We start from the raw sequence: 14,913 nt of genomic DNA, 5'->3' as shown, positions 1-14,913 counted from the left end.
TCAACGAATTAGCCGTTTCAGTGCGACGCGGACCACTTCACGACCCGCTTTTCCAGCAGCACGATCACCACATAGAAGAGACCTGATAAAAATGCGCTCATGACAATGGCCGCATATAACAACGGGGAGTCATAGTTGTAGGTAGCCTGGATGATCTGGGCGCCGATACCCTGGGTCGACCCGATCCACTCGCCTATGATGGCGCCGATCACGCACATCGAAGCGGCTATCCGCAACGCCGAAAACAGATACGGCAGCGCGCTGAACAGGCGGAGTTTGAAATAGATCTGCGTACGCGTTGCCGACAGGATGCGCATCAGATCCATGATCTGCGGATTCACCGCCTCCAGCCCACGCACCATGTTGATCAGCGTCGGGAAGAAGCACACCATGGCGGCGATCGTGATTTTCGGCGCCATGCCGTTGCCCATGATCAACACAAGAATAGGCGCCTTGGCTACGACAGGAATCGCATTGATCGCGACCGCGATCGGCAGGAAGATCCACTGGAGAATCTTGCTGTGCACGAACACGGACGCCATGAGGATCGCCGCGAGGTTTCCGAGGATGAACCCGAACAGTGCTTCCAGTGCGGTCACGCCGAGGTTCTGCAGCAGCAGGTCGCTTTTCTGGATGATGGTTTGCATCACCAGCAAGGGAGACGGTGCGATGAAGGGCTTGATGTTGAAGCCGGCGATAACGGCCCACCACGCAATCAGCAGGCCCACGATGCCAAGCACAGGCAGCATGCGCCGCTGAAGCGCAAGCCGGCGCTGCTCCGCGAGGTAGCGCGCTTCGTCGATCGCAAGAGAGGCCGCCGGCGCATTCATGGGAGTCGGGTAGGCGTTCATCAGCTGGTCTCCAGCGTTCTGCGCAACCTGGCGGCAAGCGACACGAACTCGGGCGTTTCCCGTGCTTCGAGCGTGCGTTCATAGGGCAACGGAACGGGGACGATGTCGCGCACGCGACCGGGATTGGCGCTCAGGACAAGCACACGGTCACCGAGATAAGCCGCCTCATAAATACTGTGCGTCACGAACAGGATCGTCAGCTTTGTTTCCTTCCATATCCTGCGGATCTCGTCGTTCAGACGATCCCGCACAATTTCGTCGAGCGCGCCGAAAGGCTCGTCCATCAGCAAGACCCTGGGATTGCCTATCAACGCGCGCGCAATGGAAACCCGCTGCCGCATTCCGCCGGACAGTTCATTCGGGTAGGCGTTTTCCGATCCGCTCAACCCAACGAGATCCAGTAGCTCCATGGTTCTGGCGCGATGCTTGCGCGGGCTTTTGCCGGCGATCTCGAGCGGCAGCTCGATGTTCTGCAGCACGGTTCGCCACGGCATCAAAGCCGCATCCTGGAAGACAAATGCAACGTCGCCGTTGGCGCGGGCGCGCGAAGGCTTGTCGCCGAGAACCGTGATCGAACCGCTGCTGGGCGACAGGAGATCCGCTACAACCCGAAGGAAGGTCGACTTGCCGCACCCGGAAGGACCGAGCAGCGTCAGGAATTCGCCCTCCCGCACATCCAGCGACAGCCCGGAAATGGCCGTCACGCTGCGGCGCTCGGAAAAAAAACGAACCACGATGTCGCGGCAACTGATCGCATGTCCGGCGACCGCGTCGCCGGCGCCGCGCAATTCGCGCGCCGGAGAGTGGGCTGCGGTCATGTCGGTATCCGCGTTCATACGGCCATCCGGACTGCCCGGGTCTTATCGAGGATGGCTGTTGTCATGACTTCGTTCACCGTGGGCACGTGCCCGGAAAACTGACCCAGCTGGTCAAACTGCGTGATCTGCTGCTGCCAGCGGTCGGTGCTCATCGTGCCCCAGCCGTTCGCCACCGTTTCGTCGTCCAGTGCGCATTGCAGTTTGATGGCCAGCGCCGCCCGTTCGTCCTCGCGGTTCAGCTGCGGATAATCTTTCATCAAGTAGTCAACGGCGCGATCCGGCTGCGTCCTGCAAACATGCCAGCCGTGCGCTGTCGCCCGCAGGAAGCGCACGAGAAGGTCCGGACGGGTCTGGAGCGTGGATTGGGTCGCGTAGTACGGCCACGCATACAGATGCACGCCTGCGTCCCATAACGTCAGGCCGACTCGCTCGTCGCCCAACGCCCTCAGCGAGGACGTGTTCGAGAGCCAGCCTGTCACAACATCCACTCGCCCGGTCAGCAATGGCGACATGTCGCCGCCAATCGGGACGATCGTCACCTGGCTTTCCGGGATCTTGTTCTTGGCCAGCAGCAGGCGTAGCAAGATCACGCCGGTCGGCGCCACGCCCACGCGCTTGCCGATGAAGTCCTGCGGGGCATGCACGGGGTTCTTCTTGAGAGAGAAATAACCGTACGGGTGCCGCTGAAGACCCGCCGCGAAAGACTGGATCGGAATGCCTTGAGACGTTGCCAGCATGATCGACGGGCTGGACGAGATCTCCCCTACTTCAAACCGGCCCGACGCCACGACGGCGAGGCCGTCAACACTCGGGCCGCCCGGCTGGATCGCCAGCGTCAGTCCTTCATCCTTGAAATACCCCAAGGCCCGCGCCGTTACCTCGGCAATTTGATCGGCGCCGGCTATATAGCCGAGTTGCAGATTGATAAGCCCATCTTCCGCCCCCAAAGCCTGGACTGTCGCAAGAGAACCCGTCGCCGCAACGCCGAGTGTCGCTATGGACCCCAGTACAAGCTTTCGTCTTGGCAAGCTGAATCGGCAATGCATCAGGTCGTCATCCCCAAATGTAAGAAAAACAGGTCGCCGAACAGCGACATGTTCTATTTGCTGCAATGAAAACATCTAAATTCGCCCACCACAAGATCAAATTTTGCCTGCGTATGTTGCTAAAATTAGTCCCCCCTACCCGATTCCTTTGAGAGCCTTTTCCCTATTGGGTGTTCTGATTTTGTGGGCACATACACATAAATTTTGTACTTGCAACACCAATTTTTTTATCAAAAGATCTGGCATCGACCCACTGGCCCGGACGCCAAGCAGCCCGAATTGCCATAAGATCAATTAGTTCTTTAAAACTGGGAAGATATGTATAATAAAAGAGCGGTTCACTTGCTTGGCGCCATAGTCGCATCGCTAGTCCCACTCTTCGTACAGGCACAAAGTAGCGTAACACTGTACGGCCGGCTCGACGCCGGAATAACCTATGTATCGAATTATGCCGGAAGCAGTGCCTATCGGTTTGAAGACGGCATCTGGTACGGTAACCGGTGGGGATTCAAAGGGGTCGAAGATTTAGGTGGCGGCTTGAGTGCAATATTCACTCTTGAGAATGGCTTCTCATTGGGAACCGGCAAAGCCTTTCAAAATGGCGCGCTGTTCGGGCGACAGGCTTTTGTTGGATTGAACAGCAAATGGGGCGCATTTACTTTGGGTAATCAATACGATTTCGTATGGGATTACCTGAATCTGGGTGGATTCAATCTCGCATCCGAAGGGACGGGATATAGCAGCCACCAGGGAGACTTCGACGGGTACTCAGGGGCAGATCGGCTCAATAATGCAGTCAAGTTTTCGAGTGCCGATTTTGGTGGCGCCAGATTTGGCGGCATGTATGAATTTGGTAATGTTGCGGGTAATTTTCATCAAGGTAGCGCCTGGAGTGCCGGCGGCATCTTTAAAGGCAGCGCATTCCGCACTGCAATTGTCTATACAAAAATCAACAACCCGACTGGCAGACAGGGGTTCGATCCCTATGCCCAGTTGGGTGTAACCACGTTTTTGGGCCAGACAGTCGCCACTATCAATCCTGCGACAGGCGTTGCCACCGACCTTTTCCCGAACGGCATCCATGTCGACAGCAAAGGAGTTTTCGGTGCCGGCGCCCTTTACATAATCGGCAACCTCCAGTTGAATGCTCTTTATAACAATATCAACGTCAAGGGATATGGAACCAGTTCGACCATGCAAGTTTACCAGGGCGGCACGCAATACTATTTCGCACCTGATCTATTCGGCATTTTCGATTATCAACGCACGCGGTTTGAAGAATCAAGATGGAGCCGGTTTTCGACCGGCATTAATTATTTGTTTTCCAAACGCACCTCGGTTTACGCCGGTGCGGATTATTTGCTTGCTAACTCGGGTACGCGTGCCGCTATTGGCTACGCATTTTCTCCGTCCACAACAAACAAGCAGGTCGATGTCCGGATCGGCATGACTCAAAGCTTCTGAACACAAAGGCGAGTTGCGGGCCTCAACGCATGGCCGGTTTTACTCCGGCTGAATTTATAAATCAGATGCCGAAAATAAGCGGCACTACTATGAAGAGGGCTTAAAAATAAACCTGTGGAAGGCTTCATATGAGTGGTGAAACGCAATACGTCAATCGTGTCGACTTTTTTCTGAACGCAGAGCCCGTCAGCATCGAAAATCCCAGCCCGGATTTTCTGTTGATCGACTTTCTGCGGTCCCCCGATATCGGTCTCGCCGGACCCAAGAAGGCGTGCGGACAAGGCGGATGCGGCTCGTGCACCGTGATCCTGTCCAGCTGGAAGGACAACCGCGAGGAACACCGCGCCATCAATGCCTGTCTTCGGCCAGTGTGCGCGCTGAGCGGGCTCGTCGTCACGACAGTGGAAGGCACGGGAACACCCGGCGTGTTGCCCGCGCGCTACCCCATGCACGCGCCGACTTCGGGCTTCGCCCCGCTTAACTGGACGCCACCGCCGGCGGTGCGGCAAGCTGCAACGCGATCGCGCATGACGAGGATCGCATCCGGTACGACGAAGTCGGCGGATTTTTCGTCCACGGCCGGCCTGCCCGACCCTGGCGACGCGGATCTGCAAGCCGCCGGCAACCTGCCCGGCATCAATCCTGTCGCGCAGCGGCTGGCGGCAAACAATGGCAGTCAGTGCGGCTACTGCACGGTCGGGTTCGTGATGAACATGTCCGAATTCATCGTCAATAACCCGCATCCGACCAAGCAGCAGATCGAAGATATCTTCGATGGAAATATCTGCCGGTGCACGGGCTATCGTCCGATCCTGACCGGCATGAAGACCTTCGCATGCGACTACACCCGCGAGGACGAGAAGGAGCGAATGAAGTGCCTGCTGGAGCGCGGCCAGACCGGGCAAGTCCCGGCGGCCAGCGTCGCGATTCCGTTTCCGGAGGCGGCCCGGGCGGTGCCGCGGCCGGTGATAATCGGCGGGCCTCGCGGGCCTCATCACACGGGCAAGCACTGGTACACGGCGACCTCGTGGAACGAAGCGTTCGAGTATGCCTTCCAGTGCCAGTCCCAGGCGATTCCCTACCAGTTTGTCAACGGCCACACGTCATTCGGTATCTACAAGGACGAATGTCTTGAGTCGCGTGCATCTATTGATGTGCGCCGGGTACCGGAATTAAACCGGCCGCACAGCGTGGATGCCGAATGGCTCACGGTCAGCGCAGGCATTACCTTCAACGACCTGATCGCTCTTCTCGACACGGTGATGGCGGAATACGACCAGTCCGCGGTCAGTCCCCTGGCCGCATTGCATGGCTCGCAGGACCGGAGGCCGCATAGTCCGCAATGCCGCAACCTTGGGCGGCAATACGATGCTGGTGATGAAACACCTCTTCCCGCGGGACGAGGCACATCCGGGATACGGTGGTGAGCCGTTCCCCTCCGACACGCTGACGGTACTGGCCGCGATCGGCGCGGAAATTACCTTCGTCATGCTGCGGCCATCTCCGATCGACCCGCCGTCCAGCACCACGACCTATGTGATGTCCGTGAAAGAGGCGATCACATTCTTCCAGGACCTCGGCGGGAAGGCCGGCGAAGCCACGCTGATCGTGTCGTACCGGATTCCGCTTGCAAGGGCCAACCAGGTTGTCCTTTCCCAAAAGACCGCACTGAGAGAGGTGAACGCTCACGCTATCGTCAATATGACTAGCGATACGGTGTGGGCAGCGGCAGGCGGAGAACCTTCCAATATCTATATCCAGACGGCAAGCCTCGTATTCGGCGGGATTTCGGATGCGCCGTGGCCGGCCGAACGGACGGAAGCATTCCTGAATGGCCTGGGCCGGCCGCTGACGACGGAGGACCTCACGGAAAGCCTGGCCATACTGGAGCGGGAAGTCAGGCAAGAGCTCGAGAAATGGACGTCGTTTCGGGCCAAGCTGCCTGACGACGGCTTCTCCGACGGCTACCGGGTGACCCTGGCCTTGTCCCTGTTCTACAAGGCATTGATCAACGCGCTGGTGCACCGGGGCGTGCCGATTGACCCGGCCGTAGCCTCGGCAGGCAATATCCCATGGGGTCACTGGGGCGTCAGCTCAGGACGCCAGTCGTACGCCGTTCCGCCGGTCGACCGCCATCCGGTGGGCCAGCCGTATATCAAGAATACGGCGATCTACCAGGCCCTTGGCGAAATGCACTATACGCACGAACTGGCGATCCCGCCGCGGACCCTGCATGGCGCCTTCGTTCAAAGCCTGCGTGCATTGGCCGGGTTCTATTTTTGCCTGCCGGGTTCTTCCGATACGGAAATCACGCGCGAACAACTCAAGGGCCATCTCGCCGCAACGTTCCCCAATCAATTCACCGATGTCCTGACAAGCGACAGTGTTCCGCCCCACGGCCTCAATTTTCAGGGAAAAGCGCTGGACCAGCCGCTGTTTGCGAAGCACAGCGTTCATTACCCGGGCCAGACGATTGCGATGGTACTGGCCCGCGACGAACAGGCGGCCAATGACATAGCCGAGTATGCGACCCGGTTCTGCATTGGCTATAGAACGATCACATGGGACGGAAGCTGGCCCACGCAGTGGAACGAACCGGTGCTGGGCATTGAGGATGCCATCGCGAGAAACAGCATTTTCCCGGATGCCCCGAGCACGGCGAACTACGTGACCCATATCTGGCAGATCACGCGGCCGGACAGCACGTTCGACTGGATGGATTCGAGCCGTGAACCGCTGGATCGAAGCATCGAGGTAACCGACCTGTCCGGTGTGCCGGATCAGGCCTTTGCCAACTGTGTCCGGCTGGCGAACAGCCAGCGCAACGGCGGCCAGATCCATTTTTATATGGAAACCCAGGCTTGCCTGGTCGTGCCGCAGGATGAAGGCCGGTTTATCGTCCACCCATCCTCGCAGAGCCCGATGGAAATGCATCAAACGTCGGCGATGGCGATCGGGGCTCCCTACAACCGGCTGGATATCCGCGTCGCACCGCTTGGCGGCGGTTTTGGCGGGAAAACAGAGCAGGCGCGATTCGTCACCGGACCCGCTGTCGTGGCCGCATACCGGCTCAATCGACCGGTACGGGTGGTACTGCCAAGAGATGTGGATACCCGGATGATCGGCAAACGGCACGCATTTTTTGGCCAGTGCCAGATTGCCGTCGACCGCACGACTTTGCAGATCAAGGGCTTCTGGACCCAGATGTGGGGAGACGGCGGCGCTTACTACGACTGTTCGTTTATCGTTTCAAACTGCATCCAGCTACGGGCCGACAACGTCTATAACGTGCCGAATTACCAGAGCCAGATCGACGTGTGCCGGACGAACACTGCACCCAGCACGGCGATGCGCGCATTCGGCGACCTGCAGGGAAAAAACATCATCGAGAATGCGATCGACGATGCGGCTGTCGCACTCGGCATACCGTCCGAGCAACTCAGGGAAGCCAACTTTTATAACCCTGGCGACGTGACTCCGTTTGGACAGGTGCTGGACGGCTGCTATATCCGGCAGGTGTGGAACTGGCTGAAAACCACCTGCTCTTTCGAAGACAAGTCCCGCGCGGTGGAGCAATTCAACCGCGACAACACATGGCGCAAACGCGGTATCGCGATGATCCCGGTGAAGTACGGCTCCGGATATAACCTGCTGCAACTGGAGCAGGCCGCGGGGATCGCGGTGGTCAATCAGGCGGACGGAACGGTGACGATTCATCAAAGCGGCGTGGAAATGGGACAAGGCCTGATCACCCAGGTCCTGCAAGTCGCCGCTTATGTGCTCAACATCCCGATGGAGATGATCCATATTGAAAGCCCCAAGACCAGTGTTACGCCAAACCCGACCAGCACCGGAGCCTCGACCGGAACGCAATACAACTGCGAGGTGGCCAAGGCTATCTGCGCAGACCTCGCTAAACGTCTCCGGGAATTCGGGCAGCAGTTGAGAGTCGACAAAGGCGAGCAATGGTGCAAGGACAATGGCATCAACTACTGGGATTACAAAGAAACCGGCTGGGCGCAAGAAGTCTTCGCACACGGGCAAACCGCGTTGATCTGGCAGAACCTGATTCACTACGCCTATGTAGCAAGGGTGAACCTGGTAGCGAGTTTCACGGTACAGGTCGCCGGTGGTGAGGAGTCCGTGCCATGGAAGACCTTCAAGCCGTTGGACCAGCAACCCCGGATTCCGGGCATCGACGTTGACGAAAGTGCGCAGCCCGGCGGTACAGTGGACTGTTTCGTCGGCTTCACCTACTCCGCGGCATGCTCGGTTGTGGAAGTGGATATCCTGACCGACGAGGTCAAGATCATCAGTTCGGATATTGCCTATGACATGGGATGGAGCATGAATCCGGCCATCGATATCGGCCAGGTCGAAGGAGCGTTCGTGCAGGGCGTCGGCTACCTGATCTCCGAAGACCTTGTGTTCGAGCCGGAAGGCGACGAAAAGGGCCGTCTGAACAGCGCCAATACCTGGCGCTATAAAGTCCCCGCACACGTATCCATTCCGCTGGAAATGAACGTGCACCTGTTCCCGCGAAACGACCCGTCAGTCGCGGGTGTGCCGACCACCGACGAGCACGGTATCTACTCGTCGAAAGAGGCCGGCGAACCGCCCATGGTGCTCGCCAACAGCGTGTTTTTTGCCATCAAGGCGGCGATCCGTGCGTCGCGCGTCGAGCGCAACCTCACACCGCTGTTTTTCCTGGATGCGCCGGCGACAGTACAGGAGGTACGGCGCGCGTGTGAGGTGGGGAGAGAAGCACTCGTCCTGCATGCCTGAAAGAAAACCACGGGGTTCCGGTCGGGGAACGCCCGTGGTTCAGGTACGGCTCATGTACGGCTCATGTACGGCTCAAGCGGGTTTCAAACGGATCAGCCGATCCCTTCGATCAACCCCTGGTTCGTCACCTGAATCGGGTTGACCTTGATCTCCCCGCTATACAACGGCGGCATCTTTTTGCAGAACGCCGCCAGTGTGTCGGCGTTCATCCGCGAGCGGACGTATTGATAGGGCGACGGGTTGTTGACAGTATCGAGCGCGCCTTCCATCGTCGAACCGTAGGCGCCTAGCTCCATGAAGCTCTGCGTCTGGCTAAGCGGGCCGATGTCGGGGCGCACCGGGGGCACGTCGTCAAGCATCGGTCCCAACGCGAAAACAAAGGTGCAGTACTTCGGATGGGGCAGGTATTTACGCGTGTCCTTGATTCCATCCATCTGAAGTTGCCGGCGCAATCCGGCATAGGTGCGGGTCACTTCCATGAACGCGGTCCGGATGGACGACATGGACTCCGACCCCGACTTGCAAAGCAGCAGATTGCCATGGTGATCGAGCAGCGCGACCGCCTGTCCCTTGCCGCCCAGGGTGATGTCATGCTGCATCATGGGCTTCAGGTACGGCACCAGCCCCTCGTCCGGTGTGAACGGCACCTGCGACCGGTACTGCAGGGCCTGGGCATATTTGCTGGACAGCGCGACGCGGATCGGATCCGTCGAAGCCAGCGACAGGATATCCCCGAGTTCATCGAACGGCAGATCATTGTTGATCTGGTTGCGCACGGTCGCGAGCGTCGCCTGGAAAATGTTTTCGCACAAGGCGACGGTACGGCCCTGGATGGTCTTCGCGGTGAATGCGGGAACGTTATTCTCCGGTCCCTTCGCCAGGCGGTTGTAGCAAACGCCGTCAATGACCTCGGGATAACCGAATCGCTCCTCCGCTCTTTTCGCCATGCCGGGCGTCAACGAAGGAAAGTCGGACTTCGTGTCGTAGTTGATGCCGGAATACGTATCGTAGGCAGCGGTCAGGACCTTGAACCCCGCGGTCAGGATCGCACCCGTGCACATGCAGCACGGATCGAGAGACGTGATGACGGTGATCTGGCTCGGCTCAGGAAGGTTATTGCTATTTGCGTAGTACCAGTCGGTAAGCTGCCGTTCTCCATGTGCTGTCGGGTCGGAGGTATAACCGTCCTTGATCACCTGGTTCGGCATCGCGTGCAGGACGTTACCCGCGTCGTCGACCAGCAGGCCACCGACCGAGAACGTATTCGCGCAACTGGCGATGAGCGTTTGATTCGCAGCGATTTCCATCGCCTGCTCCACGGTTGTTACTTTTGCCATTTCGACCACCCATATGGAAATTGTGATTCTGGATACGCAAATCTCTCAACCGACATGACTGCTGACGCACAACCGGATGTACATCCGACATACATCTGGCAGTCACGGAAATTGAAAGTCGCCTCCCTGCTCCATCAAACCCTCGTCAGAATATGGTCCACGGTCATTGACGTGACCGCGAGCATGGTCAGCGTCGGATTCTGCGAACTGATACTGGGCATTGATCCGCAACCCACGATATACAGGTTCGAATGATCCCAGCTTTGCTGGTGATAGTTGACCACCGAGGCCTGGGGCATAGAACCCATCACATGAGTGCCGCACACATGCCCCGCGCCGTAATAGTTGAATGACTGGTTGTCGCAGGTAAATTGCTTGGCGTTGCCGGCATCGAATTTCGTGTATTCCTGCGCGCCTACCCGGTGCATGAATTCGGTGGTGGCGAGCCTGGCCGAGATAAAACCCTTGCGCGTGTAGTCGGACAGGTTGTACGTGATGAGCGGCCTGGGAATGCCCAGGTTGTCGGTCTCGGTCGGCGACAACTGCACGCGATTGCTCTGCTCGGCGTCCTGTTCGACCAGGAAGGCAATCCTGAATTGCCGCGTCAGATAACCATTCAGTGCCTTCAGCAGGTTCTTGTTGCCGAGCACCTGCGGACTCCTGTTCGGGCCGCCGCCGTTCAGCCCCCCGTGGTTCGTGCCGTACAGGAAATCCGGGCCGATCGCGTACGGCTCGCCCCTCGCCCAGTTCCATCCTTCGTTGCCGAGCTCCAGTCGCCAGGACGCGCGCGTGCTCCTGAACGGTCCGTCACGCAGCGATTCGATCCCGCTGGTGGCGAGCGGGCCGCGATAGCTGTACGCCGGCGCGTTGACGGGCATCAGCCCCCACGCCAGATACGTGGCGTGGTCCATCAGGTTCCTGCCAACCTGGTCGCTGCTGTTCGCAACGGTCATGCCCGTTTTCCACGGCGAGTTAAGCAATATCCTCGCGTTTTCGATCGCGCTGGCTGCCAGCACGAACAATGTGCCGGCCGCGGTGCCTTCCCCGGTCTGTCCCGACTTGGCCGGTACTGAAATATCGTCGTAGGTCAGGTAATGCAGGCCGCTGATTTTTCCGTCCTCGCCGACCGTGATCTTGTCCACCACGGTTTGATACTTGACGGTGACGCACCCGGTACCCAGCGCCTTTCCCAACGCATAGGCCGCATCGTATTTCGCCTGGATCGGGCAAATAGGCACGCAGTTGGTGTTGCCATGACATACCCTGCGATTGTCATAAGGCACGGAATTTCGTGCTTGCGGCGTCTTCGTGACAACCGTCTTCTGGCCTGTGAAGTAATCCTCATTAGTTAGTGGCTCGCCATCTACACGAGCCTTGATGTACTTGTCGCTCAGTGACAGCGGGATCGGGGGCATGGGGAACTGGTAGTCTGGCGGAATGTCGTCGCGGGCCGCGAGTTGTTCCGCTGTGCTGCCGGCAACGCCCATGAACGCTTCGACTTTTGCATAGTGGTTATCCAGTTCCTCCTGGGCGATCGGCCAGTCGAGTCCATGCTGGTATTTCCGCCGCAGCATGAAATCATTCTTGCTCATCCGCAGCGTCGTCCCTTGCCAGTGATTGCCGGTACCGCCCGCAAGCTTCAGGTAGGTACTGCCGAACGGCAGGGAACCCGGCGTGTAGGTCAGGTAGGAAATCGCCGGATTGTTCCAGCCAAAGACCAGTTGCTGGATCGTCGGATGCGGGGCATTTGTCTTTCGCGGCTGATTGTTATTGGCGTCCGGCGGATACGGCGATTCCGGCGACTTGAATCCGGCAAGATAAAAAGACTCCATATAGTCTTCCCGATGCCGCGGCGTAGCCGGGCCCGCCTCCAGCATCAGCACCTTCTTTCCCTTGCCTCCCAGTTCGTAAGCCATGAAGGCACCCGCGTGACCGGTCCCGACAATTATCACGTCATACTCAGGCATCTTCGATTCCCCATGTTTAACGACGGTGCCGCGTTTTACGCGAGACTGATTCCGTAATCGGCGAGCGACGGCGGGGCACTTGCCCAGCTACCGAAGCTGAACTGGCTGAAACCCATTGGATGCGTGTGGGCGATGCGCCAGATCCAGGCGCTTTTGTATGCGCGGCTGGAAATGACGAAGTCCTTCTGGTAGTCAGTGGCGATCCCGGTTGCCGACGTGGAGATATTGTTTATTTCGGTGCCGCCGTACCAGCTACCGTAGAGCCACATCAATGTGATCAGGCGGGAAAAAGCACCATTCAGAGTGGTATTGGGCCCGTCCCCGGAGGCAAGCAAGACTTGGGCGATTTGATCGGGCCTGCGGTGCTGTTTCTCCATCACGTCATAAGCGGCGAGCAGGTTTGCAATGCTTTCCTTTCCGGCCAGTACGGTGAGGCCGTAGAACACGTCTGCCATCGATACATCATCCGGCCGGATCACCGGATTCAGAACGCCCGCGTCAATACCAAGCAGTGCCGATGACAAATTGACAAAGCCGGCGGGCGCCCGCTCACGCGGCGCCGCCTCCGCGAGACTCCAGAGCGGCAACCCCGGCGCGAGCAGCGCGCCACCGATCGTACCCGCGGTTTTCAATACGTCTCTGCGACTGATTTTTATCATGCCTGGTCCCTTGACCTTCTTGCTGCTATTCAATATTCGTCCCAATTTCCGTCTGCAATATCCGCCCAACCTATTTCCCGGACGGCTCCTCCGGCTTGCTGGTCCCCATCACGTATTCGACGACCGAGGACGCTTCATGTCCTGTGAGCACCCGCGCGCCGGCAGCACTGTCCGATTTCGTGCCGGACGTGCTCAGGTTGAGCCTGCCTTTGCTTTGCGCGCGGCTCAGCGAAAACACGAAATCGCTGGACGAGCCGGTGGTCATGGAAGCATCGGAGTGGCAACTGACGCAACTCGACGTCGTACGATCAGCGCCGCCCGACACGGTATGAGGCCCCGTTGAAGAGAAGGGCATCACCGCCCCCGTTGGCGGTATGGTCCGCATCTGGTCGTCCGGGGGAATCGGGTTGCCGCTCGGCGTGATCTCACCGTGGAAGAACCCCGGGATATACGTCTCCATGGTCGAGTTCGACAGGAAGGACGTGGCCGGCATTCCGTCCGGGTAGGCGGGATTCGGTACAGCGGCGCCCTGCTCGCCGCCCGCGGCCTTTACGTTGGTCGGGAACTGGACATCGACCAGGAAGTAGTTAGCCCAGACGCTATCCGGATAGGTCTTCTTGATCCGGTTGTTGTATTGCTCGTTGACGGCCAGCGCGAGCTTGCCCGGGGCAGCCAGGCGCACGAGCTGCGTCGGCGTCTGGCCGGGCCGTTGAGGATTCCACGGCTCAGCCGGTCCGGTATCGAACGCGCAGCCCGGCACTCCGCCCGATGATGGACCCGATGCCGCACATTTGGCAGCGTCAAAAAAACTGTAGTCACGCTTGAGCGTGGAGGTGAAATCGTTGAGCCAGGGCCCGTTGTCGACATGTTCGAATGTTGCCCATACCCATTGCGGCGCCGACCCGGCCAGATGGACGATATGAAAGCCGACGAGTCCGATCGGCTTCAGCGAGCATTGCTCCCTGACCGTGGGTTCATCGGCGAATGCACCGCCGGCCTGATCGTAGACATAGGCCTGGGTCCGGTAAAAGCTCGACTTGTTGTCCGAGGCGTCCAGTATCTTCCAGGACGATTTGACGAAAATGGATCCTGTCATTGCAGGATCGTCGTTGCCGGAATATTGGCCGGCCGGGAACCGGACCGTCTGCTTGTCACGGTCCGGGTTGTTCACATCCATCGCGGCCTGGCCTTCGGTGGAATAGAGCTGGTGAGCCGTGATGTAGTCGAATATCGGTTTATTGAAGCTCAAGCCATACCTGACATACTGCCCCTGCTTGTCGATCACCGGTCCCATCCGGTTGGCCTGCACATACTCGTCCAGCACGATCCTGTCAGTCAGTTCAAGCCGCCCCGACGCATCCGGCCTGAGACAGGTTGCCGGGGTCTGGTGACCCGTGCCGAACGCAGCAGGCACGGGTCACCAGACCCCGGCAGGAAGATGTCGCGTGCCTCCGGCCAGGTTTGCCAGACGGCGGTGTAGTCCCCGCCGCGATAGTCCAGTCCGTGCTCCCTGCTTGGCGCCGGTTCCGGCTTTCCCTGCGGGCTCGTTGCGGCCGGGAAGTTCAACGCGATGAAGTCCCGCCAGGCCAGCTCGGCATAGGCCATGTATCTGGCCTCGTAAGTGGCGGCGGTGGACGGGTTGATGTCGCCGCCAGGATGACAGCTATACGGTGCACTCCAGCAACCTGCTGCGTTCGCACCATCCGGCCTGAAAATGGAAAGCAGGCCAAAGGCCAGCAGCAAGATGACGTGACGCCTCGCAATCGCAACCATTTATTTTTCTCTCTACATCAAGGACTCGCCCGGACTGGTCCCCGGATCCGGTCGGGACCGGATTTTCCCGAGCGAGAGACTTCAGCCAGAGTCAACCATGCGCAGTCACATCTGGAATGGCCTTACCAGATGCTATTACCACATCAATCGTTGCGGTTGCCACCGTGGTCGACAAGTATGCCGGACCGGCATCGGCCAGAGAGCACGATGCCG

Annotated in this window: 11 protein-coding genes; 3 read left to right on the top strand and 8 right to left on the bottom strand. The window is 58.8% G+C overall.

What is annotated here, in order from left to right:
• Window positions 1–17: 17 nt before the first annotated feature.
• Genes AWB69_RS06710 through AWB69_RS06700 form a run of 3 tightly spaced genes read right to left on the bottom strand, consistent with a single transcriptional unit; the run spans window position 18 to window position 2,697 of the window.
• The gene (locus AWB69_RS06710) at window positions 18–851 is read right to left on the bottom strand and encodes an ABC transporter permease (protein WP_062083517.1); all 834 of its coding nucleotides are present in this window, start codon (window positions 849–851) and stop codon (window positions 18–20) included.
• On the bottom strand, window positions 851–1,687 hold the full coding sequence (locus tag AWB69_RS06705; protein ID WP_231937007.1) for an ABC transporter ATP-binding protein: 837 nt from the start codon (window positions 1,685–1,687) through the stop codon (window positions 851–853). Before AWB69_RS06705 ends, AWB69_RS06710 begins: the two co-directional genes overlap by 1 nt.
• Complete coding sequence (locus AWB69_RS06700; RefSeq protein ID WP_231937006.1) at window positions 1,684–2,697, bottom strand: ABC transporter substrate-binding protein; 1,014 nt, start codon at window positions 2,695–2,697, stop codon at window positions 1,684–1,686. Before AWB69_RS06700 ends, AWB69_RS06705 begins: the two co-directional genes overlap by 4 nt.
• A 336-nt stretch (window positions 2,698–3,033) precedes the next feature.
• Here AWB69_RS06700 and AWB69_RS06695 point away from each other — a divergent pair, with 336 nt between their 5' ends.
• The 3 genes from AWB69_RS06695 to AWB69_RS06690 all read left to right on the top strand — a co-directional run bounded on the left by AWB69_RS06695 (window position 3,034) and on the right by AWB69_RS06690 (window position 8,964).
• Window positions 3,034–4,179, top strand: a complete 1,146-nt coding sequence (locus AWB69_RS06695) for a porin (protein ID WP_062083513.1) — start codon at window positions 3,034–3,036, stop codon at window positions 4,177–4,179.
• A 128-nt stretch (window positions 4,180–4,307) separates the two neighbouring features.
• Window positions 4,308–5,606 (top strand): 2Fe-2S iron-sulfur cluster-binding protein, encoded by a 1,299-nt coding sequence (locus AWB69_RS48595; protein ID WP_062083512.1) that lies wholly within the window; start codon window positions 4,308–4,310, stop codon window positions 5,604–5,606.
• A complete protein-coding gene (locus AWB69_RS06690; RefSeq protein ID WP_197500186.1) occupies window positions 5,557–8,964 on the top strand; it encodes a molybdopterin cofactor-binding domain-containing protein in 3,408 nt (1,135 codons plus the stop codon). The genes AWB69_RS48595 and AWB69_RS06690 overlap by 50 nt, the downstream gene beginning before the upstream one ends.
• 92 nt (window positions 8,965–9,056) lie before the next feature.
• Here AWB69_RS06690 and AWB69_RS06685 read toward each other — a convergent pair whose 3' ends face one another.
• The 5 genes from AWB69_RS06685 to AWB69_RS06665 form a co-directional block, all read right to left on the bottom strand.
• Entirely contained in the window at window positions 9,057–10,301 is a 1,245-nt protein-coding gene (locus AWB69_RS06685; RefSeq protein WP_062083507.1) for a nucleoside deaminase, read from the bottom strand.
• A 134-nt stretch (window positions 10,302–10,435) separates the two neighbouring features.
• Window positions 10,436–12,217: a GMC oxidoreductase gene (locus tag AWB69_RS06680; RefSeq protein WP_231937004.1), complete on the bottom strand. Its 1,782-nt coding sequence runs from the start codon at window positions 12,215–12,217 to the stop codon at window positions 10,436–10,438.
• 86 nt (window positions 12,218–12,303) lie between these two features.
• Window positions 12,304–12,927 (bottom strand): twin-arginine translocation signal domain-containing protein, encoded by a 624-nt coding sequence (locus AWB69_RS06675; protein ID WP_062083504.1) that lies wholly within the window; start codon window positions 12,925–12,927, stop codon window positions 12,304–12,306.
• 70 nt (window positions 12,928–12,997) lie between these two features.
• The gene (locus tag AWB69_RS06670) at window positions 12,998–14,341 is read right to left on the bottom strand and encodes a hypothetical protein (protein WP_156528760.1); all 1,344 of its coding nucleotides are present in this window, start codon (window positions 14,339–14,341) and stop codon (window positions 12,998–13,000) included.
• On the bottom strand, window positions 14,263–14,700 hold the full coding sequence (locus tag AWB69_RS06665) for a hypothetical protein (protein ID WP_062083500.1): 438 nt from the start codon (window positions 14,698–14,700) through the stop codon (window positions 14,263–14,265). Before AWB69_RS06665 ends, AWB69_RS06670 begins: the two co-directional genes overlap by 79 nt.
• Between the last annotated feature and the right edge of the window lie 213 nt (window positions 14,701–14,913).

It is taken from the genome of Caballeronia udeis, assembly GCF_001544555.2.
GTDB classification, from domain to species: domain Bacteria; phylum Pseudomonadota; class Gammaproteobacteria; order Burkholderiales; family Burkholderiaceae; genus Caballeronia; species Caballeronia udeis.
The sequence above is the reverse complement of the archived record's forward strand: the minus strand, read 5'-3'. Positions and strand labels throughout refer to the sequence as shown.